The following is a 21,737-nucleotide window of genomic DNA, read 5'->3' as shown; positions in this document are numbered from 1 at the left end:
GTTCTCGAAATCCGAAAACGCATTCGTGCAGAACGTTTTCCCCAGGCTCCGGCACCGCCGTCGGCAGGCACCGTCTTATCGCGAGCGGCGCTCTCTCCGGCGCCTTTTGTTGCATTGCAACATGGCGTGGCCGGCGGGATTCGCAAGCGCTTATTAGAAATTCGCGATACCAACAATGCTGGCCTGTTGCCGGCAAGCCACAGTTGGCCTGCCCTTTCCCGGCCGCTATGCTGCGCTCACGGGTGGGGTGGCCTGTGCACAAAAGGGCATGACATGAGCATCTGGGGCAAGATCCTGGGCGGCGCGGCCGGCCTGTTCACCGGCGGTCCGCTCGGCGCCCTGCTGGGCGGTTTGGCCGGGCATGCGGTCGATCTGTGGTCGCCCTGCGGCGCGGACGAGCAACCGCGCCGCGGCATGAGCGATGCCGAAGCCGAAGCGGCCAAGCAGACCGTCGCCTTCACCATCGGCGTGATCGCGCTGGCCGCCAAGATGGCCCGGGCCGACGGCGTGGTGAAGCGGGTGGAGGTCGACACCTTCAAGCGGCTGTTCCGCGTCCCCCCGGAGGAGTTGGACAATGTCGGCCGCGTCTTCGACCTCGCCCGCCGCGACACCCGCGGGTTCGAGGAATATGCCCGCCAGATCGCCAAGCTGTTCGAGGACAAGCACGCGGTGCTGGAGGAGTTGCTCGACAGCCTGCTGATGATCGCCGAAGCCGATGACGAGCTGCACGAGACGGAGGTGGAGTATCTGCACGCCGTCGCCGTGATCTTCGGCTTCGACGAAGCCGACTTCCGCCGCATCGTCGCCGGTCACCATCTGGCCGGCACCCCGACGGAAACCGACCCCTATGCCGTGCTCGGCGTGGCGCGTCTGGCCGGTGAGGACGCGGTCAAGGCCGCGCACCGGGCGCTGGTCCGGGAGCACCACCCGGATCGGCTGATCGCCCAGGGCATGCCACAGGAATTCATCGATCTGGCAACGCAGAAGCTCGCGCTGATCAATGCCGCCTACGACCGTATCCGCCGCGAACGGGAAGGCGCAGCCGCCCTATCCTGACCTGTCGCGAGCCGTTACCCGCCAACCTTCATTTGAAATTGCTTTCCTGTAGTCTTTATCTCGTTTTCTGACGTATCGTCCCCGGCGGGGTGGGCGACCGGTTGCCCGCGTGTTCTGGGGACGACACGACGATGCGACGCACGATCATCCGGACGGTCTTCGCCGCTGTACTGGGAACGACGATTGCCATGGCGGGCGGCGCCCAGGCGCAGATGGCGGCCCCGGTGTCGGCCCCCGCAACAGCCGGCGACGCCACGGTGGTGCTGGGCCAGCCGCTGACGCTGAATCTGGGAACGCCGCCTGCCGGCACCGACTGCGCCACGCAGGCGGCAACGCTGAACGCGCAGGCGCTGGTCCTGGTCGCCAACGGCCAGACCATTCCCGGCGCCCGCGCCAGCTTCGCCTGTTCCGCCAAAGGCGAACTGGTGGGCACCGCCTCGACCTCCATCGCCGGCAGCGGCGACGACGCGGCGAAGCGGCGGGCATCCTGGCAGACCGCCTTCAGCGGCTTCTTCAGCCTCGCCGGGGCCAAGACCCTGCCGGTCGCCTTCGGCCCAGCCACCGGCGGCATGACGACCGCGCCGCAGATGGTGTCCATCCAAGGTGCCAGCGACCGCGACCTCGGGCTGGCGGCGGTGTGGTTCGCCCTGGTGGCGGCGGTGTTCCTGTTCGCCTTCTTCCGACATTTCGGACGCACCGATGCCATCACCCCGATTGCCGGCGTGCCGATGCCGGCCAACTATCGGGCACCCTACAGCCTCGCCCGCTTCCAGCTTCTGTGGTGGAGTGGGATCGTCACCGCCTCCTACGCCGCCATCCTGACCATCACCGGATCGATGGACACCATCACCACCGGCACCATGGCGCTGATGGGGATCGTCGGCGGCACCTCGGTCCTGGCCGCGTTCCAGGACCGCCGGCCGAGTGACGACCAGACCCGGCGCCAGCAGCACGCCGCCCTCTACATCGCCGCCGCCACGGCCAACCCGCCCGACCGGACGGCCATGGCCGCCAGCCTGGAGCAGGTCTATCCACCCACCCAGGGGCTTCTGCCCGATCTGCTGAGCGATGCCGCCGGCTACAACATTCATCGCCTGCAATTGCTGGCCTGGACTGGGGTGCTGGGCATCACCTTCCTCTACGAGGTCACCCGTACGCTGGGCATGCCGGAGCTTTCGGCCAATCTGTTGGCCCTGACCGGCATCAGCAACGGCACCTATTTCGGCTTCAAGATGCAGGAACAGCAGGTGCCGGCTCCCACCGGCATCGCGCAATTACCGGCCTGATCCCGGCCTGACGGCCGGGGCGGTTCCACCGGGCGCAACCCGCCCAACCGTTTTTCCGGGTCGCGGTGGAGGGGGACGGCGCGCTATAACCCATCCTCTTCCCTCGATTTTCCGGCGCACGAACGGTCCATGGCTCCTTCCGCACCCATCACGGCGCTCCAGGGCGTCTCCGTCACCTTCGGCGGCCGTCCGCTGTTCGACGGCATCGACCTGTCCATCGGCCGCGGCGACCGCGCCTGCCTGGTCGGACGCAACGGGTCGGGCAAGTCGACGCTGATGAAGGTGCTGGCCGGGATGATCCAACCCGACGGCGGCACCGTGTTCGTCCAACCGGGCGCCCGCCTCGCCTATCTTCCGCAGGAGCCGGACTTCACCGGCTGTGCCACCGTCCAGGACTATGTCGTGCAGGGCCTGCCCGCCGATGAGCAGGACGAGGCGCACCGCGTCAACGCCGTGCTCGACCGGCTCCAGGTGGACGGCAATCTCGACCCCCGCACCCTGTCGGGCGGCGAATCGCGCCGCACCGCGCTGGCCCGCACGCTGGTCGGCAACCCCGACGTCATGCTGCTGGACGAGCCGACCAACCACCTCGACCTCCCCACCATCGAGTGGCTCGAAGAGGAGCTGCTGTCCTTCCGCGGCGGCCTGCTGCTGATCAGCCACGACCGTGCCTTCCTGAACCGGCTGGCCAAACGGACGCTGTGGCTCGACCGCGGCACGGTGCGCGCGACCGACCGCGGCTTCGCCGAGTTCGAGACCTGGCAGGCCGAGGTGTTCGAGTCGGAAGAGGCTGCGGCCCACAAGCTGGACCGCAAGATCGAAAGCGAGATGAAGTGGCTGCGCGAGGGCATCTCCGCCCGGCGCACTCGCAACATGGGCCGTGTCCGCAATCTGCTGGATCTGCGGGCCGGGCGTGCGGAGCAGATCAAGGGTGGCCAGCAGGCCAAGCTCGCCATCGCCGAGGCCGAGCGCGGCGGCCGGCTGGTGATCGAGGCGACCGGCATCTCCAAGGGCTTCGACACGCCCGACGGCCGCAAGACCATTGTGAAGGACTTCTCCACCCGCATCCTGCGCGGCGACCGGGTGGGTCTGATCGGGCCGAACGGCGCCGGCAAGTCCACCCTGCTGAAGATGCTGACCGGCCAGCTCGATCCCGACGAGGGCACTGTGAAGCTGGGCACCAACCTCGACACCGCCTATTTCGACCAGCGGCGCGAGGGGCTGAACCCGGAGGACACCATCCGAAAGGTGCTGTGCCCCTTCGGCGGCGATGCGGTGGTGGTCAACGGCGTGTCGCGCCATGTCGCCGGCTACATGAAGGATTTCCTGTTCGACACCCGGCAGCTGGACAGCCCGGTCAAGGCGCTGTCGGGCGGCGAGCGCAACCGGCTGCTGCTGGCCCGGCTGTTCGCCAAGCCCAGCAACATGATGATCCTCGACGAGCCGACCAACGACCTCGACATGGACACGCTGGACCTGCTGGAGGATGTGCTCGGCGACTATCAGGGCACGCTGCTGCTGGTCAGCCACGACCGTGACTTCCTCGACCGGCTGGTGACCGCCACCATCGCGCTGGAGGGCGACGGCACCGCCACCGAATATGCCGGCGGTTATTCCGACTATCTGGTGCAGCGCCCGGCCAAGGTGGCGCCCGCCACGGCCGCGGCCAAGCCGAAGCCCGCCGCCCCAACGGGGACGACGCCGGCCGCCGCGGCCAAGCCGCGCGGCAAACTGAGCTACAAGGACCAGCGCGAGTTGGACGAGCTGCCCACCCGCATGGACACGTTGGGGAGCGAGATCGCCAAGCTGGAGAAGGCGCTGGCCGATCCCGACCTCTTCACCCGCGACCCCGCCAAGTTCCAGAAGACGAGCGAGCAACTGCACGCCAAGCAGGCGGCGCTGGCCGCGGCAGAAGAGCGCTGGCTGGAGCTCGAGGCGATGCGCGAGGAGTTGGAAGGCGGGCGGGCATGAGTTTTGCCCACACGCTCCAGGCGCTGGTGGTGATGGCGCTGTGGGGACTGAACTTCGTGGTGGCGAAATGGGCGCTGGCCGAATTTCCGCCGCTGTTCGTGATGTTCCTGCGCTTCGCCCTGGTGGCGGTGCTGATCATCCCCTTCTTCCGCGTGCCGCGCGACAAGCTGTGGAAGATCGCCCTCCTGTCGGTCACGCTGGGCAGCATCCATTTCCCGATGATGTTCACCGGGCTGAAGGGGATCGACGCCGCCACCGCCTCGCTGGCGGCGCAGGCGCAGGTGCCTTTCTCCTCCCTGCTGGCAGCGCTGGTGTTCAAGGACAAGCTGGGCTGGCGTCGCGGCATCGGCATGGCCGCCGCCTTCGCCGGCGTGGCGGTGATCGCCGGCGAGCCGCGGCTGGACGAGTCGCTCTATTCGCTGCTGCTGATCCTGGCCGCGAGCTTCGCCTTTGCGGTGGCGAGCGTGCAGATGAAGCTGATCGGGGCGGTGAACGGTTTTGCCGTCAATGGCTGGATGGCGCTGTTCGCCATGCCGCAGCTGCTTGTCCTGTCGCTGCTGCTGGAGCATGGGCAGATGGCGGCGCTGGCGAACTCGACCTGGGTCGGCTGGGCATCCATCGCCTACATGGCCGTCGCCGTCACCATCGTCGCCTACGGGCTGTGGTATCCGTTGCTGGGACGCTATTCCGTCAACCAGACCATGCCCTATCTTCTGACCGTGCCGGTCTTCGGCGTGGCCAGCGGCGTGCTTCTGATGGGCGACCCGGTGACGATCAATCTCGCCATCGGCGGGCTGTTGACCATCGGAGGCGTCGCGGTCATCGTGAAGCGCCGTCCGCGCACCGTCAGCGAGACCGTCACCAACCCGACCTGATGCCGACATGAGCCGCTTCCGCCGGATCGACCTCCCCTCCCCCAACCACGGCCCGCGCGCCGACGGTGCGCGGGTGGAACTGCTGATCCTGCATTACACAGGCATGCCCACCGCCGCCCATGCGTTGGAGCGGCTGTGCGACCCGGCGTCCCAGGTCAGCGCCCATTACACGGTGGACGAGGACGGCACCGTCTATGCCCATGTGCCGGAGGACCGGCGCGCCTGGCATGCCGGCCGGTCGAGCTGGCGCGGGACGGAGGACGTCAACAGCCGCTCCATCGGGGTTGAGATCGTCAATCCCGGCCACGAGTTCGGCTATCGGCCTTTCCCGCCGGTGCAGATGGCCGCGGTCGCCGAGCTTTGCCTGGACATCGTCGCCCGGCACGGCATCGCCGCCGCCGACGTGCTGGGCCACAGCGACGTGGCCCCCTCCCGCAAGGAGGATCCGGGCGAGCTGTTCGATTGGCCGGGCCTCGCTGCCCAGGGACTAGGGCTCTGGCCCACGCCATCCCAGACAAACGACGGCCCCGCCGACACAGTGGAGGTCGCAGCACTGCTAGGACGCTATGGGTACGACCCAGCCGGACCGCAGGCGCTGCTGGCCTTCCAGCGCCACTTCCACCCCGACTGCCTGACCGGCATTCCCAACCCTGAGACGGTGCGGCGCCTGCGCGCGCTGCTGCGGCTTACGGGCCGGTAACGGTCGGCATCCGCGATTTGGGATTTGCCCCCACGGTCGCTTCCCTATATGAACGACCGCGCCAGATGGCCGGATGGCCGCCTTCGGTTTCGACCGGGGGAGGAAAGTCCGGGCTCCACGGAAACACGGTGCCGGCTAACGGCCGGCGGGGGCGACCCTAGGGAAAGTGCCACAGAAAGCAAACCGCCGGCGTTTCGACGCAGGTAAGGGTGAAAGGGTGCGGTAAGAGCGCACCGCGGACCCGGCAACGGGGACGGCACGGTAAACCCCACCGGGAGCAAGACCGAATAGGAGCGGCCCGACCACTGTCCCTGCAACGGGACGGGCGTGGGTCAAGCGCGTTTCCGCGCCGCCGCTCGGGTTGGTCGCGCGAGGCGTCCGGGCAACCGGCGTCCCAGACGAATGGCCATCGCCTGCCCCTCGGGGCGGGACACAGAACCCGGCTTACAGGCCATCTGGCACTTTCCCATCTCTTTTGCCCAGCCCGTCCCAAATCGGCCTCCCCATCGGGGCGGCCGATCCCATGGCGCCCCATGGCGGCACCCATTTGCCCTCGCCCCACCCCTTCCGACGGGCGGGCATGGGACGGCGTGGGCGGGAGACGGACAGTCGACGGGCGGTTTGCGATGTCATCCACAGGGCGGATGCGACCGCTCCTCCCCCGGCACCCCGCAGTCCGCCGGGCTTTTCCGCCGCCATCCCCAGGATGTGCACGGCCCCATCCACATTTTCCCCAGACTAATCCACAGCCAGTGGATAACTGTGGGGCGATTTCCCATGCCGTCCCATGCCGGACCGGGGTTTCCCACCCAAGGTTCTATGCCGTCCGAGGGGGTCGATTCGACAGTCCGACAAACCATGCGTACGCAGCATTTTCTTAAAATTTTGGAACGTTCGAAGAACGTGTGTGGATAACTTTATCCACATCGCGAGAGTCCAGCGGAATACTGCGAAGATTCTGAGATTTCGTACACCAACTTGCCCGGATGCCACAGCATGACCCAAAAGTCTTGACACCCCCGTCTGAATACTCGGGGGAGCGTTGACGCCCATGCCGTCCCATGCTATCCCAAGAATGCCCATTTAAGGGGGGCTCTTACCCATTCTGGTTAACACCGGGGGCGGGGGCTGAATGGGCCAAGCGGGGCTAGCGCGGAGCACCCGACCGCGCACGGGGGATAGCAGGGGGGATCGCCGGGCCTATGGCCGTTTTCCTGTCCACATACGTCAACAAAGTTGACAGGAAAGGGCGTGTGTCCATCCCGGCACAGTTCAGGCAGTCGCTTGCCAAGACGTCGGCTCCCAGCACCGTCTATCTCTGGCCCTCGCTGAACCACCAGGCGCTGGAAGGCGCCGACCAGGACTATCTCGACGTTCTCTCCGAAAGCCTCGAATCCCCCGACCTCGATGCCGACGAGCGCGACATGATCGAGACCTTCATCTTCGGAAAGCTGATCCCCGTCTCCTCCGACGCCGAAGGCCGCATCGTCCTGCCCAAGGAGCTGGCGGAGTTCGCCGGCATCACCGAAGAGGCCGCTTTCATCGGCCGCCGCAAAACCTTCCAAATTTGGGAACCCAACGCCTTGAAAGCCCACGAGGCGGCACTGCGCGAACAGGTCGTGCGCAAGGACATCTCCCTCAGCCAGATCGTCGCCAAGGCGTCCCGCGGCGCCGCCGGCCGGAGCGGGGAGGGTGCCTGATGACCGACACCCGCATTCATATTCCCGTCCTGCTGGACGAGGTGATCGCTGCGCTGTCCCCGCGCGACGGCGGCCTCTATGTGGACGGCACGTTCGGCGCCGGCGGCTACAGCCGCGCCCTGCTGCAATCGGCCTCCTGCCGCGTGATCGGCATTGACCGCGACCCCGCCGCGATCGAGCGCGGCCGTGCGCTGGCCCAGGAGTTCCCCGGACGGCTGGAGGTGATTGAGGGCCGATTCGGCGATATGGACCGGCTGCTCGCCGACCATGGCGTCGGGACGGTCGACGGCGTGGCGCTCGACGTCGGCGTCTCCTCCCCCCAGATCGACGAACCGGAGCGCGGATTCTCCTTCCGCTTCGACGGCCCGCTCGACATGCGGATGGGACGGGATGGGCCGACCGCCGCCGACGTGGTCAACACCGCCGACGAATCGGATCTGGCCGACATCGTCTACCACCTGGGCGAGGAGCGGATGGCGCGCCGCGTCGCCCGCGCCATCGTCGCCGCCCGCCGCGAAGCGCCGATCGAGCGCACGGGACGGCTGGCCGAGATCATCCGGTCGGTGGTGCCGAAGGGGAAGGGAGACGGGATCGACCCGGCCACCCGCACCTTCCAGGCGCTGCGCATCCATGTGAACGACGAGCTGGGCGAACTGCGGCGCGGCCTGTCCGCCGCCGAGTCGCTGCTGGCGCCCGGCGGGCGTCTGGCCGTCGTCTCCTTCCATTCGCTGGAGGACCGCGAGGTCAAGGCGTTCCTGCGGGAACGCTCCTCGCCGCCGCCCTCCCCGTCCCGCCACACGCCCGTGACCGCGGTCGCGGCGCATCACCCATCCTTCCGCCTGCTCTCCCGGAAACCCGTGGACCCGAGCGAGGCCGAAGCCCGTAACAATCCCCGCGCCCGGTCCGCCCGGCTGCGCGCGGCTGAACGTACCGAGGCGCCCGCGTTCCCGGCGTCCGGCAAGGAGGCAGCATGAAAGGCAAGACCTGGCTGTTCTGGGGTGGCCTGATCGCGGCCGCCGGTGGCGTGCTGTTCCAGACCAGCTACGACGTCCAGGATCTTGAGGAGAAGCTCGCCGGGCTGAACCGCAAGATCATTCTGGAACAGGAGTCGATCCAGGTCCTGAAGGCCGAGTGGAGCTACCTGAACGACCCCACCAAGCTGGAGCAGATGGCCCAGGCCTATCTGACGCTGCAGCCGACCGAGCCGCGCCAGTATTTGGCGATGGACATGATCCCGATGCGCCCGGCCGACGCGGTCCCGCCGCCGGCCCAGGCCCTGCCCGGCAAGGCCCTGCCCGGCGCTCCGCTGCCGCCGATGGTCCGCGCGCCCGGCACCGGCAATTCCCAGCTGGCCGCCGCCCGCGTGCCCGCCGCTCCCAACAACAACGCCGCTGCCGGAATCGTTCCGGTCAGCGCGCAGGTCGGACTGGCGAAGCCGCTGCCGATGGAAAAGGCGCTGGAACGCGCGCCTGTCGTCGTGCCAGCGTCCCTGCCCTCCGGCGCCGCCCTTGCCGACCCGTCCCGCGCCAACCGGATCAAGCCGGCCGCCCTGGTTCCCGGCTCCGCCCGTGCGCCTACGGAGAAGTCGGCGGCTCCGGTTGCGCCGGCCGCCGCCGGCAAGCTGGCGCCCAACGCCCCGACCGCGCGCCCGACCGAACTGGCTTCCCGCCCGATCCCGGCGCCGGCGCCCGCACCTAAGGTTGCCGCCGCGGCACCGGCCGCGCAGCAGCCCTATCAGCCCAAGCCGACCGACAGCCTCGGGCTGCTCGTTGCGCGCCTGGGGGCCAATCGATGATCGGTCACGACCACGGCGGCCCGGCCGGCTACGGCCAGCCGGGTGCCAGCACCGGCAGCACCTATGTGCCGCCGCCGGCGCCCTCGCCCTTTCCCCAGCCGGCCCCGCAGCCGTCCGCCAAACCGCGGACATCGCTGGCGGTCGCGCTGGAGCAGAGCCGTTACCGCCTGATGGTGACGGCTGCCGTGGTCACGACCGTCTTCACCGCCATCAGCGTCAAGCTGGCGATGGCCACGCTGCTTGCGGGCGGCGGCGAGCCGCGCCAGCATGTGGCGCTCGAGGTGGGCGATACCACCACCAACCGCGCCGACATCACCGACCGCAACGGCAACCTGCTGGCGACCTCGCTGGTCACCCAGTCGCTCTACGCCGATCCCAAGCTGGTCTCGCGCCCGGAAGAGGCTGCGCAGAAGCTGGTCGGCGCCCTGCCCGACCTGGATTACAAGGATGTCCTCGGCAAGCTGAGCGGCGACCGCCGCTTCGTCTGGCTGAAGCGCAACCTGACGCCGAAACAGCAGGCCGCCGTCCACCGGCTGGGCATCCCCGGCGTCGCGTTCGAGCGGGAAGAGCGCCGCTTCTATCCGGCTGGCCCGCTGACCTCGCACATCGTCGGCTTCACCGGCATCGACAACAACGGCCTTGCCGGCATGGAGCAGGGCTTCAACAAGCGGCTGACCGAGGAGCCAGGAACGCCGCTTCAGCTGTCCATCGACCTGCGGTTGCAGCATGTCCTGAAGAAGGAGCTGGCCGCCACGGTGCAGGAATTCAGCGCCATCGGCGCCGCCGGCATCGTCTTCGACGTGCGCAACGGCGAAGTGCTGTCGATGGTCTCGCTGCCCGATTTCGACCCGCAGGACCCGACCGGCCTGAACCCCGACACGCTGTTCAACCGGGCAACGCTCGGCGTGTACGAGATGGGCTCCACCTTCAAGATTTTCAACTCTGCGTTGGCCTTCGACACCGGCAAAATCCGGGTGTCGGACATGTTCGACGCGGCACACCCGGTCAAGATCGGTCGCTTCACCATCAACGACTACCACAATCTGCACCGCGCCCTGACGGTGGCGGAAGTGTTCCAGCACTCCTCCAACCTCGGCTCCGTGCGCATGGTGCAGCAGGTGGGCGTGGCGGCGCAGAAAGCCTTCATGACCAAGATGGGCTTCACCAAGCCCACCGGGCTGGAGCTGCCGGAAAGCGGCTGGCCGCTGGTGCCCAACCCGTGGCGCGAGGTCAACAGCTACACCATCTCCTTCGGCCACGGCATCTCGGTCAGCCCGATGCACACGGTGGCCGCCGCCGCGTCCGTCATCAACGGCGGCCTCTTCCACAAGCCGACGCTGCTGAAGCGCCAGCCCGACGGCGAGGTTCCGACCGAACAGGTGGTGTCGCGCCAGACCTCCGACATGATGCGGCGCATGTTCCGCTTCGTCGTCACCGAGGGGACCGGCAAGTCAGCGGAAGTGAAGGGCTATGTCGTCGGCGGAAAAACCGGCACCGCCGACAAGCAAAAGGGCAAGCATTACCAGAAGAACTCGCGCATGTCGTCGTTCCTGGGTGCCTTCCCCATGAATGATCCGCGCTACATCGTCTATGTGCTGGTCGACGAACCGCAGGCGACGGCCAAGACCTACGGCTACGCCACCGGCGGCTGGGTCGCCGCCCCGGCGGTGGGCCGCATCGTCAAGCAGATCGGCCCGCTGCTGAACGTGCCGGTGGTGGACGAGAACACGCCGGAGATCCTGAACTCCACCTACCTGAACGCCGCCGGTTCCACCAACTGGCAGCAGTCGCTGCCGCCCGTCACCGCCCCACCCCCCGCGAAGGGAAGCACCGTTGCGTCTTTCCCAACTCAGACCAAGCCGCGCTGACGCCACCCGCGGCGCTGCCGACCCCGACATCGCCGGGCTGACCGCCGACAGCCGGGCGGTCAGGCCCGGCTTTGTCTTTGCCGCCCTGCCCGGCGTGAAGGCCGATGGCCGCGCCTTCATCGCCGACGCACTCGCCAGGGGCGCCGTCGCCGTGCTGGCGCCCGAGGGCACCGAGCTGCCCGCCGGCTCCACCGCCGTCCTGCTGGCCGACCCGCAGCCCCGCCTCGCCTTCGCGCTTATGGCCGCCGCCTTCCATGGCGGGCGCCAGCCGGAAACGGTGGTGGCGGTGACCGGGACCAACGGCAAGACCTCCACCGTCCAGTTCGCCGCCCAGATCTGGACGCGCCTCGGCTTGCCCGCCGGCAGCCTCGGCACGCTGGGCCTGCTCGGCCCCGGCCTGCACGGCTATGGCGGGATGACGACGCCCGATCCGGTGTCGCTTCGCCGCGACCTTGCCGCCGCCAAGGATGCCGGCATCGAGCATCTGGCGATGGAGGCGTCGAGCCACGGGCTGGAGCAGTTCCGGCTGGACGGGGTGGCGATCAAGGCCGCCGGCTTCACCAACCTAACGCTGGACCATCTCGACTATCACGGAACGATGGAGGCGTACCGCGACGCCAAGGCGATGCTGTTCGACCGCGTCCTGCCGCCGGGCGCGGTGGCGGTGCTGAACGCCGACTCTCCGGAATTTCAACATTTTGCCACCATTTGTAACGACCGTGGCCACCGGGTCCTGTCCTATGGTCTGGCCGGCACCGAGCTTCGGGTAACCGGGGTGGAGCCGCTGGCCCATGGCCAGCGCCTCTCCCTGTCCGTGCTCGGCCGCGACGTGACGGTGGACCTGCCGCTGGCGGGTAGGTTCCAGGCCTGGAACGTGCTTTGCGCGCTGGGTCTGGTCATCGGATCCGGCGGCGACGCCGGGCGGGCACTGGACAGCCTTTCCTCGCTGGAAGGTGTGCCGGGCCGGTTGCAGCATGTCGCGACCCATCCCAACGGGGCGACGGTCTACGTCGATTTCGCCCATACGCCGGACGCGCTGGAAACGGTGCTTCTGGCGCTGAGGTCGCATGCCGCGCGCCATCTGGTGACGGTGTTCGGCTGCGGTGGCGACCGAGACCGCAGCAAGCGGCCGGTGATGGGCGCGCTGGCGGCCAGACTGGCCGACCGCGCCATCGTCACCGACGACAACCCGCGGACTGAGGATCCCGCCTTCGTGCGGGGTCAGGTGCTGGCCGGGGCCACCGGGGATCTGGCCGGCAGGCTGGAGGAGATCGGCGACCGGGCCGAGGCGATCCGCACCGCGGTTCGGCAGCTTCAGCCCGGCGACGTGCTGGTCATCGCCGGCAAGGGCCACGAACAGGGACAAACGATCGGCACCGAGGTGCGTCCGTTCGACGATGCGGACGAGGCCCGGAAAGCCGTAGCGGAGGTTGGAGCATGAGCGGGGACAAGACGGTCCTTTGGACAGCGGATGAGGCGGCGGCCGCGACCGGCGGGCGTCTTGCCGGCCCGTCCGCCTGGACCGCGACCGGCGTCGCCATCGACAGCCGCAAGGTGGCGGCGGGCGACCTGTTCGTCGCCATCCGCGGACCGAATTTCGACGGGCATGCCTTCATCGGCGCCGCGCTGGCCGCCGGGGCCGCGGCGGCGATGGTCGACCATCTGCCGGACGGCTTCCCTGAAGGCGCGCCGCTGCTGATCGCCCCGTCCGACACGCTGGAGTCGATGGCGGCGCTAGGCGTGGTGGCACGGGCGCGTTGCGACGCGCGCTTCGTCGGCGTCACCGGCTCCGTCGGCAAGACCGGGACCAAGGAGACGTTGCGCCACGTCCTGTCGGCACAGGGGGCGACCTATGCCAATGAAGGCAGCCTGAACAACCATTGGGGCGTGCCTCTGTCGCTCGCCCGCCTGCCGGCCGACAGCCGCTATGGCGTGTTCGAGCTGGGGATGAACCACGCTGGCGAACTCGGCCCGCTGTCGCGGCAGGTCAGGCCGCATGTCGCCGTCATCACCACCATCGAGGCGGTGCATCTGGAATTCTTCTCCGGCGTCGAGGCCATCGCCGACGCCAAGGCCGAGATCTTCGAGGGGATGGATGCCGGCGGCATCGCCGTGCTGAACCGTGACAACGGGCAGTATGCCCGGCTGGCCGCTGCCGCCCGCCGTCAGGGACTGACCGACATCTGGAGCTTCGGCGCCCATGAAGAGGCCGACGCCCGGCTGGTTGACTGCTCGCTGCACGCCACTTGCAGCGCGGTGACAGCACTGATCCGCGGCGAACGGGTGCAATATTGCCTGTCGCAGCCAGGCCGGCACTGGGTGATGAACAGTCTGGCGGTGTTGTTGGCGGTGAAGGCTCTGGGCGCCGATGTCGCCGCCGCCACAAGATCGCTGTCCAGCCTGCCGCCGGTGAAGGGGCGCGGCACCCGCAAGCGCATCCAGCTGCCGCAAGGCGCCTTCACGCTGATCGACGAGAGCTACAACGCCAGCCCGGCCGCCATGGCCGCAACGCTGGAAGTGCTGGGCAAGATCGACCCCGGCGCCGGCGGCCGGCGCATTGCCGTGCTGGGCGACATGCGGGAACTGGGCGAGCGCGCCGACGCGCTGCACATCGGGTTGGCCGAGCCGCTGCGCGCCGCTCATGTCGATGCCGTCTATGCCTGCGGGCCGCACATGAAGACGCTGTTCGACCGCCTGCCGGCGGCGATGCGCGGCGCCTGGACCGAGACCAGCGTGGAGTTGGCCCCCCTCGTGACCGGGACCGTTAAGGGCGGCGACGTCATCATGGTCAAGGGGTCCCTGGGCAGTCGTACAGGTCTGATCGTCGATGCGCTCGCGGCACTCGACAGCGGGCGCGAAAGCGAGGACAAAGCCGCCTCCCGAACCACCAACCAGCCGCAGGCGGCCGCGCAATCCGCGCAGGCCCCGCGAGGCTGACGGACCCAAATGCTCTACAACCTCCTCTTCGGTCTGGCCGACGTCTTTTCGCCGTTCAACCTGTTCCGGTACCTGACCTTCCGGACCGGCGGCGCCGTGATCACGTCGCTGGTCATCAGCTTCGTCTTCTTTCCGCGCCTGATCGCCTGGCTGAAGCGCAAGCAGGGCGAAGGCCAGCCCATCCGCGCCGACGGCCCGGAGAGCCATTTCAAGAAGAAAGGCACGCCCACCATGGGCGGCCTGATGATCCTGATCGCCATGACGGTCAGCACCCTGCTGTGGGCCGACCTGACCAATGCCTATATCTGGATCGTCCTGCTGGTGACCATCGGCTACGGTCTGATCGGTTTCGGCGACGATTACCTGAAGCTGACCAAGCGCAACACCAAGGGCCTGTCCGGCCGCTTCCGCCTGGGCTGGGAGATCGCCATCGGGCTGGTCGCCTCGGCACTGATCATGTGGGTGTCGGCCCCGCCGCTGTCGGGTGGCGTGGCGGTTCCCTTCGTCAAGGATTTCCTGGTCCAGCTGTCCTGGTTCTTCGTGCCCTTCGGCGCCTTCATCATGGTCGGCGCCTCCAACTCGGTGAACCTGACCGACGGGCTGGACGGGCTGGCCATCGTGCCGACGATGATCGCCGCCGGCTGCTTCGGCCTGATCTCCTACCTGTCGGGCAACGCCATCTTCGCCAACTATCTCCAGATCCACCATGTGCCGGGCTCAGGCGAACTGGCGGTGTTCTGCGGCGCGCTGGTCGGTGCCGGTCTGGGCTTCCTGTGGTACAACGCCCCGCCGGCCATGGTCTTCATGGGCGACACCGGATCGCTGTCGCTGGGCGGCGCGCTGGGCGCGGTCAGCGTGGTGACCAAGCATGAGATCGTGCTGGCCATCATCGGCGGCCTCTTCGTGCTGGAGACGGTGTCGGTGATCGTGCAGGTCGCCTCCTTCAAGCTGACCGGCAAGCGGGTATTCCGCATGGCGCCGCTGCACCATCACTTCGAGAAGAAGGGCTGGGCCGAACCGACGGTGGTGATCCGCTTCTGGATCATCGCCTCGATCCTGGCGCTGGTCGGCCTGTCCACGCTGAAGCTGCGCTGAGGGAGGCACCGGCGATGATCGACCTGTTCTACATGCAGGAGCTGCCGGTCGCGGTGATGGGGCTGGGCAAGTCCGGCCTCGCCACCGCCCGCGCGCTCCGCGACAGCGGGGCCGAGGTGCGGGTGTGGGACGACAACCCCACCTCCCGCGCCGCGGCGGAGGCCGAGGGCTTCGCCGTGGTCGATCTCGCCAGCGCCGACCTGTCGGACCTGACCACCATCGTCTGGTCGCCCGGCATCCCCCACACACACCCCAAGCCGCATCCGGTGGCCGAGCGCGCCCGCGCGCTGGGGATCGAGCTGATCTGCGACATCGAGCTGCTGGGCCGGGCGGAGCGCGACTGCGCCTTCATCGGCATCACCGGCACCAACGGCAAGTCGACCACCACCACCCTGATCGGCCACATCCTGGCCGCCGCCGGCCGCAAGGCCGCGGTGGGTGGCAATCTGGGCACGCCGGTGCTGACCTTCGATCATATCGGGTCCGGCGGCACCTGCGTTCTGGAGATGTCGAGCTATCAGCTGGAGCTGACCCATTCGATCACCTTCGACATCGCTGTCCTGCTGAACATCACGCCCGACCATCTCGCCCGCCATGGCGGGATGGAGGGCTACATCGCCGCCAAAAAACTGATCTTCCACCGCCAGACCTGGCCGCGCACCGCGGTGATCGGGGTGGACGACGAGCATTGCCGCAAAATCCACGCCGACCTCGTCGCCGCCGGCGATCAGCGCATCTGGCCTATCTCCGCCCAGGGGCCGGTGGCGGGCGGCGTCTATGCCGCCGATGGCTGGCTGGTCGACGACACCGACGGTGAGGCGGCTAAGGTCGTGGAGCTGTCCGGCCTGCCCAGCCTGCTGGGTGCCCATAACTGGCAGAACGCCGCTGCCGCCTTCGCCACCTGCAAGGCCGCCGGCCTGCCGGTGCCGGCCATCGTCGCGGCGATGGCGACCTTCCCCGGCCTCGCCCACCGGCAGCAGCTGGTCGGCACGGCAAGCGGCGTGCGCTTCGTCAACGACAGCAAGGCGACCAACGCCGACGCCACCGAAAAGGCGCTGGCGACCTTCGACCCGATCTACTGGATCCTCGGCGGACAGGCCAAGGACACCGGGTTGAACGGCCTGGAGGGCTATATGGGCCGGGTCCGCCACGCCTTCCTGATCGGCGAGGCGCAGGAACAATTCGCCGCATGGCTCGACGCGCAGGGTGTTGCTTATACACGCTGTGGAACGCTGGATGTTGCGACCGCGAAGGCGGCCGGACTGGCCCTGGCGGAACGGCTGGAGGGCTCCTGCGTGCTGTTGTCCCCAGCTTGCGCGTCATGGGACCAGTTTGCCAATTTCGAGAAGCGCGGCGAAGCCTTCGCGGTCTATGTCGCGAACATCGTCGCGGCGCATGAGAGCACCGGGGACGGCACCAGCGGGGGCGTTGCATGATCACCTTCGACCGTACCGACCAATCGATCTTCGGCCGCTGGTGGTGGACCGTCGACCGCTGGCAGCTGGGCGCCGTCGCCCTGCTGATGTTCCTGGGCACCGTCCTGATCACCGCCGCCAGCCCGCCGGTGGCCGAGCGCATCGGCATCCAGGACACCTTCTATTTCGTCGAACGCCACGTGATGATGCTGATCCCCGCGGTCATCATTATGGTCGGCGTCTCCCTGCTCAGCCCCCGCGGCGTGCGGCGGGTGGCGCTGGCGGTGTTCCTGATCTCGGTGGCGCTGGTCTATGCCACGCTGGTTGTGGGCGTCGAGATCAAGGGCGCCCGTCGCTGGATCCATATCCCCGGCCTGTCGATCCAGCCGTCGGAGTTCGTCAAGCCGGCCTTCGCCGTGGTCGCCGCCTGGCTGTTCTCGCTGTCGCGCACCAACCCCGGTTTCCCCGGCGCGCTGGTGTCGATGGCGCTTTACGGCCTCACCATGGCCGGCCTGATCCTTCAGCCCGACCTGGGCATGACCTTCGTCGTCTCCGCCGTCTGGTTCACCCAGTTCTTCCTGGCCGGTCTGAACCTCGTGCTGGTGATGGGGCTCGGCGGGCTGGGCGTGGTCGGGCTGGTCGGTGCCTATTACACGCTGCCGCACGTCACCAGCCGCATCAACCGCTTCCTCGATCCGCATGCCGGCGACAACTATCAGGTCAACCGCTCGCTGGAGGCCTTCGCCAACGGCGGGCTGATGGGCACCGGCCCCGGCCAGGGCACGGTGAAGTTCTATCTGCCCGACAGCCATGCCGACTTCATCTTCGCGGTCGCAGGCGAAGAGCTGGGCCTTATCTTCTGCCTGGGGTTGGTGGTTCTGTTCGCCTTCGTCGTTCTGCGCGGGTTCGCTCGTGTCTTCAACGACAACAATTATTTCGTCTTGCTGGCTGCTGCCGGTCTTCTGATCCAATTCGGGCTTCAGGCGGCGATCAACATGGGTTCGTCCTTGCATCTTATGCCGACCAAGGGCATGACCCTGCCGTTCATCTCCTACGGTGGCTCTTCGCTGCTCGCTCTCGGGTTCGGCATGGGTATGGTTCTGGCACTGACACGCAAACGCTTCGGCCCCGCGGAATGAGGAGGCCGACCGACTTGAGCACGACGGACTCCAATGCGGGCTTCCCTGCGGGCTTCGACGCCAATGCCAACAAGGTGATCGTGCTGGCCGCCGGCGGCACCGGCGGGCACATGTTCCCGGCCGAAGCGCTGGCGCGCGAGCTGCTGGCCCGTGGCCGGGCGGTGACGCTGGTCACCGACAAGCGCGGCCATGCCTTCGGCGAGAACCTGCCGGAGGTGCCGGTCCATCGCATCCGCGCCGCCTCCCCCGGCGCCGGCATCGTCGGCAAGCTGAAGGCCGCCTTGCAGATGGGGCTGGGCCTGCTGGAGGCGCGGGCGCTGATGCGCCGGCTCGATCCCGCCGCCGTGGTCGGCTTCGGCGGCTACCCGTCGGTCCCCACCGTCTATGCCGCCATCCAGTCGAAGCTGCCGGCCCTGCTGCACGAGCAGAACGCCGTGCTGGGCCGCGCCAACCGGATGCTGATCGCCGGCGCAAGCCGCATCGCCGTCGCCTTCTCCGACATCGAAAAGCTAGGCGAGGCGCAGCGCGCCAAGATCGTCCGCACCGGCAACCCGGTCCGCCCTGCCGTCGCCGCCCGCCGCCTGTCCCCCTACGAGGCGCCCGGTGCCGCCGGCCCCGTCCGCCTGCTGGTGATGGGCGGCAGCCAGGGCGCCCGAATCTTCTCTGAGGTGATCCCCGCGGCGCTGGCCCTGCTGCCCGAGGAGATGCGCGCCCGCATCCATCTGGCGCAGCAATGCCGCCCGGAGGATCTTGAGGCCGCCCGCGACGCACTGGAACCGCTGGGCCTCGCCCGGCTGGAGTTGCAGACCTTCTTCCGCGACGTGCCGGAACGGCTGGCCGCCTGCCACCTCGCCGTCACCCGCGCCGGAGCCTCCACCATCGCCGAGCTGACCTGCGTCGGCCGTCCGGCGATCCTGGTGCCCTACCCGCACGCCACCGACGACCACCAGACCGCCAACGCCCGCCATCTGGCGGAAGCCGGCGCCGCCTGGCTGGTACCGCAGCCCTCATTCACCGCCCAGGCCCTGGCCGGGCGGCTGTCCGCCCTGCTGGCCGATCCGCAGGCGCTTGCCACCGCGGCCCGCGCCGCCCATGGCTGGGGCACCGCCGACGCCGCCACAGCGCTGGCCGACGCCGTGCTGGCGATGCTGGACGGCGGCCCCGCCGCTCACGATCACACCAACTCCGACCACGACCAATCCCAACACGCCCGGCGCTCATCCGCCGGTGCCAGCGCCAAGGGGGCCGCGGAATGATGAAACCCATGCGGAATCTGACCCGGCCGACGCCGCGGCCGTTGCAGGACTGGCCGGCGGACATGACTCGGACCGAGGGCGGCTGGTACAACCGTCCGGGCTGCCCGCTGGTGCCGCGCTTCCTCGCCGAAGGCGGCTTCCTGCGCGACCGCCTGTCGATGATCCACGGATCGCAACCCCTCCCCAACGACCTGTCCGACGGGGCGGTCGACGCCACCCTTCGCCTGATGCTTCGCCGCGGAAAGTAAGCCTGACATGCGCGCCCTCCCCCTCTCGATCGGCACCATCCACTTCGTCGGCATCGGCGGCATCGGCATGAGCGGCATCGCCGAGGTGCTGCGGAACCTGGGCTACACCGTCCAGGGCTCCGACCTCGCCGAGAACGCCAACGTCAAACGCCTGCGCGAGCTGGGCATCAAGGTGTTCGTCGGCCATCGCGGCGAGAACATCGCCGGGGCCGCCGTCGTCGTCGTTTCCTCCGCCGTCAAGCGCGACAATCCGGAAGTCGTGGCCGCCCGCGCCGCCCTGGTGCCGGTGGTCCGCCGCGCCGAGATGCTGGGCGAGCTGATGCGCCTTAAATGGGCCATCGCCATCGGCGGCACCCATGGCAAGACCACGACCACCTCGATGGTCGGCCACATGCTGGAGCATGCCAACCTCGACCCCACCGTCATCAACGGCGGCATCATCAACGCCTACGGCTCCAACACCCGGCTCGGAACCGGCGACTGGATGGTGGTGGAGGCGGACGAGAGCGACGGCACCTTCGTGAAGCTGCCGGCCTGCATCGCCGTCGTCACCAACATGGATCCGGAGCATCTGGACTTCTACGGCACCTTCGACAACGCGCGGGCCGCCTTCGACAGCTTCGTCCAGAACATTCCCTTCTACGGCTTCGCGGCACTCTGCATCGACCATCCCGAGGTGCAGGCGATGATCCCCCGCGTGTCGGACCGCCGCATCGTCACCTACGGCTTCTCGCCGCAGGCCGACATCCGCGCGGTGAATGTCGAGCTGGGCCCCGACGGCGCCAAGTACGATGTGCTGATCTACGACCGCCACACCGGCGAGAGCCGCGCCATCGCCGGTGTGCGCCTGCCGATGTACGGGCCGCACAACGTCCAGAACTCGCTGGCCTGCTTCGCGGTGGGCAACGAGATGGGCCTGCCCGACGTGGTGATGCGCGACAGCATGGCCAAGTTCCAGGGCGTGAAACGCCGCTTCACCAAGACCGGCGAGACCAACGGCATCACCGTCATCGACGATTACGGCCACCATCCGGTGGAGATCGCCGCGGTGCTGAAGGCTGCGCGCACCGCCGGCACCGGCCGCACCATCGCCGTGGTCCAGCCGCACCGCTATTCCCGTCTCGCCGCCCTGTTCGAAGAGTTCTGCACCTGCTTCAACGACGCCGATGCCGTGATCGTCGCCGACGTCTATGCCGCCGGCGAGGCGCCGATCGAGGGTGTGAGCCGCGACAGCCTGGTCGAGGGTCTGCGCATGCATGGCCACCGCCATGTCGTCGCCCTGCACGGCCAGCAGGAACTGGCCCAGGTGGTGCGCGAGATGGCCAAGCCCGGCGACTTTGTCGTCTGCCTGGGTGCCGGCAACATCACCCAGTGGGCGAACGCCCTGCCGGGTGAGCTGGCCTCCCTCTACGGCGCGACACGATGACGGCAGCGCCCAGCATGAGCCCGGCTGACAGTCATCTGCCCAGCGGCCACCTGATCCAGCGGATGCCCGCCGTGCGCGGCCGGCTGACCGCCGACGCCCCGCTGGCGCCGGTGACCTGGTTCCGCGTCGGCGGCCCGGCCGAGGTGATGTTCCGCCCGGCCGACGCCGATGATCTGGCCGACTTCCTGGCGGCGCTGCCGGCCGAGGTCCCGGTGACGGTGATCGGAGTCGCCTCCAACCTGCTGGTGCGGGACGGCGGCGTGCCGGGCGTCACCATCCGGCTCGGCCGCGGCTTCACCGACATCACGGCGGACGGGATGACTCTGACGGCGGGAGCCGCGGCGCTCGACCTGAATGTCGCCATGGTCGCCCGCGACGCCGGGATCGCTGGGCTGGAGTTCCTGTCGGGCATTCCCGGCACCATCGGCGGCGCGCTGCGCATGAATGGCGGCGCCTATGGCCGCGAGCTGGCCGACGTGCTGGTCTCCGTCACCGCCGTGGCGCGCGACGGCCGGCGGCTGGAGTTCAGCCATGCCGGCATGGGCTTCACCTACCGCCACAGCGCGGCCCCGGAGGATTACATCTTCACCGGCGCGGTCCTGCGCGGCGAGCCCGGCAACCCGCTGGAGATCGCCCGGCGCATGGCCGAGATCTCCGACAAGCGCGCCGACAGCCAACCGGTCCGCTCCCGCACTGGCGGCTCGACCTTCAAGAACCCTGCCCCTGAAATTTCCGGGGGCCATAAGGCCTGGGAACTGATCGACAAGGCCGGCTGCCGCGGCCTGTCCATCGGCGACGCCCAGGTGTCGGAAAAGCATTGCAACTTCCTGATCAACAACGGCACGGCCACCGCCGCCCAGCTGGAAGCGCTGGGCGAGGAGGTCCGCCGCCGGGTGTTCGAGACCAGCGGCGTCACGCTGGACTGGGAAATCAAGCGCATCGGCGTGGAGCTTTCCCCTTCTCCCCCCCG

The 21,737-nt window shown here is 68.6% G+C and carries 17 protein-coding genes, 1 other RNA gene and 1 pseudogene; all 19 read left to right on the top strand.

The window, feature by feature from the left end; all coding sequences use genetic code 11:
• Nucleotides 1–273 precede the first annotated feature (273 nt).
• Entirely contained in the window at nucleotides 274–1,056 is a 783-nt protein-coding gene (locus GBZ48_RS06310; RefSeq protein WP_174470233.1) for a TerB family tellurite resistance protein, read from the top strand.
• 131 nt (nucleotides 1,057–1,187) lie between these two features.
• Nucleotides 1,188–2,342, top strand: a complete 1,155-nt coding sequence (locus GBZ48_RS06305) for a hypothetical protein (protein WP_174470232.1) — start codon at nucleotides 1,188–1,190, stop codon at nucleotides 2,340–2,342.
• 129 nt (nucleotides 2,343–2,471) lie between these two features.
• Nucleotides 2,472–4,313, top strand: coding sequence for an ATP-binding cassette domain-containing protein (locus tag GBZ48_RS06300; protein WP_174470231.1), 1,842 nt, complete (start codon nucleotides 2,472–2,474; stop codon nucleotides 4,311–4,313).
• On the top strand, nucleotides 4,310–5,188 hold the full coding sequence (locus tag GBZ48_RS06295) for a DMT family transporter (RefSeq protein ID WP_174470230.1): 879 nt from the start codon (nucleotides 4,310–4,312) through the stop codon (nucleotides 5,186–5,188). Before GBZ48_RS06300 ends, GBZ48_RS06295 begins: the two co-directional genes overlap by 4 nt.
• Nucleotides 5,189–5,195: 7 nt before the next feature.
• A complete protein-coding gene (locus GBZ48_RS06290) occupies nucleotides 5,196–5,888 on the top strand; it encodes an N-acetylmuramoyl-L-alanine amidase (RefSeq protein WP_174470229.1) in 693 nt (230 codons plus the stop codon).
• 61 nt (nucleotides 5,889–5,949) lie between these two features.
• An RNA gene (gene rnpB / locus GBZ48_RS06285) (RNase P RNA component class A) lies at nucleotides 5,950–6,351 on the top strand.
• Between the two features lie 790 nt (nucleotides 6,352–7,141).
• Entirely contained in the window at nucleotides 7,142–7,588 is a 447-nt protein-coding gene (locus GBZ48_RS06280) for a division/cell wall cluster transcriptional repressor MraZ (protein ID WP_343049346.1), read from the top strand.
• Complete coding sequence (gene rsmH, locus GBZ48_RS06275) at nucleotides 7,588–8,562, top strand: 16S rRNA (cytosine(1402)-N(4))-methyltransferase RsmH (RefSeq protein ID WP_174470227.1); 975 nt, start codon at nucleotides 7,588–7,590, stop codon at nucleotides 8,560–8,562. Before GBZ48_RS06280 ends, rsmH begins: the two co-directional genes overlap by 1 nt.
• The gene (gene ftsL, locus GBZ48_RS06270) at nucleotides 8,559–9,383 is read left to right on the top strand and encodes a cell division protein FtsL (RefSeq protein WP_174470226.1); all 825 of its coding nucleotides are present in this window, start codon (nucleotides 8,559–8,561) and stop codon (nucleotides 9,381–9,383) included. Before rsmH ends, ftsL begins: the two co-directional genes overlap by 4 nt.
• Entirely contained in the window at nucleotides 9,380–11,251 is a 1,872-nt protein-coding gene (locus GBZ48_RS06265) for a peptidoglycan D,D-transpeptidase FtsI family protein (RefSeq protein ID WP_174470225.1), read from the top strand. Before ftsL ends, GBZ48_RS06265 begins: the two co-directional genes overlap by 4 nt.
• Nucleotides 11,217–12,692: a UDP-N-acetylmuramoyl-L-alanyl-D-glutamate--2,6-diaminopimelate ligase gene (locus GBZ48_RS06260; RefSeq protein WP_174470224.1), complete on the top strand. Its 1,476-nt coding sequence runs from the start codon at nucleotides 11,217–11,219 to the stop codon at nucleotides 12,690–12,692. Before GBZ48_RS06265 ends, GBZ48_RS06260 begins: the two co-directional genes overlap by 35 nt.
• A complete protein-coding gene (locus tag GBZ48_RS06255) occupies nucleotides 12,689–14,188 on the top strand; it encodes a UDP-N-acetylmuramoylalanyl-D-glutamyl-2,6-diaminopimelate--D-alanyl-D-alanine ligase (RefSeq protein ID WP_174470223.1) in 1,500 nt (499 codons plus the stop codon). The genes GBZ48_RS06260 and GBZ48_RS06255 overlap by 4 nt, the downstream gene beginning before the upstream one ends.
• A 9-nt stretch (nucleotides 14,189–14,197) precedes the next feature.
• A complete protein-coding gene (gene mraY, locus GBZ48_RS06250) occupies nucleotides 14,198–15,283 on the top strand; it encodes a phospho-N-acetylmuramoyl-pentapeptide-transferase (protein WP_098739423.1) in 1,086 nt (361 codons plus the stop codon).
• A gap of 14 nt (nucleotides 15,284–15,297) precedes the next feature.
• Entirely contained in the window at nucleotides 15,298–16,719 is a 1,422-nt protein-coding gene (murD, locus tag GBZ48_RS06245; RefSeq protein ID WP_174470222.1) for a UDP-N-acetylmuramoyl-L-alanine--D-glutamate ligase, read from the top strand.
• The gene (gene ftsW / locus GBZ48_RS06240) at nucleotides 16,716–17,837 is read left to right on the top strand and encodes a putative lipid II flippase FtsW (RefSeq protein WP_174470221.1); all 1,122 of its coding nucleotides are present in this window, start codon (nucleotides 16,716–16,718) and stop codon (nucleotides 17,835–17,837) included. The genes murD and ftsW overlap by 4 nt, the downstream gene beginning before the upstream one ends.
• Nucleotides 17,834–19,093, top strand: a complete 1,260-nt coding sequence (gene murG, locus GBZ48_RS06235) for an undecaprenyldiphospho-muramoylpentapeptide beta-N-acetylglucosaminyltransferase (RefSeq protein ID WP_281362374.1) — start codon at nucleotides 17,834–17,836, stop codon at nucleotides 19,091–19,093. Before ftsW ends, murG begins: the two co-directional genes overlap by 4 nt.
• 8 nt (nucleotides 19,094–19,101) lie before the next feature.
• Nucleotides 19,102–19,341, top strand: coding sequence for a hypothetical protein (locus GBZ48_RS06230; RefSeq protein WP_244592762.1), 240 nt, complete (start codon nucleotides 19,102–19,104; stop codon nucleotides 19,339–19,341).
• Between the two features lie 7 nt (nucleotides 19,342–19,348).
• A complete protein-coding gene (murC, locus tag GBZ48_RS06225; protein WP_174470220.1) occupies nucleotides 19,349–20,767 on the top strand; it encodes a UDP-N-acetylmuramate--L-alanine ligase in 1,419 nt (472 codons plus the stop codon).
• Nucleotides 20,764–21,720, top strand: a pseudogene (murB, locus tag GBZ48_RS06220) (UDP-N-acetylmuramate dehydrogenase); the annotation flags it as partial. The gene murC and the pseudogene murB, both read left to right, overlap by 4 nt.
• Nucleotides 21,721–21,737 lie beyond the last annotated feature (17 nt).

It is taken from the genome of Azospirillum melinis, from assembly GCF_013340935.1.
Lineage (GTDB): Bacteria > Pseudomonadota > Alphaproteobacteria > Azospirillales > Azospirillaceae > Azospirillum > Azospirillum melinis.
This window is presented reverse-complemented; position numbering and strand designations above follow the sequence as displayed.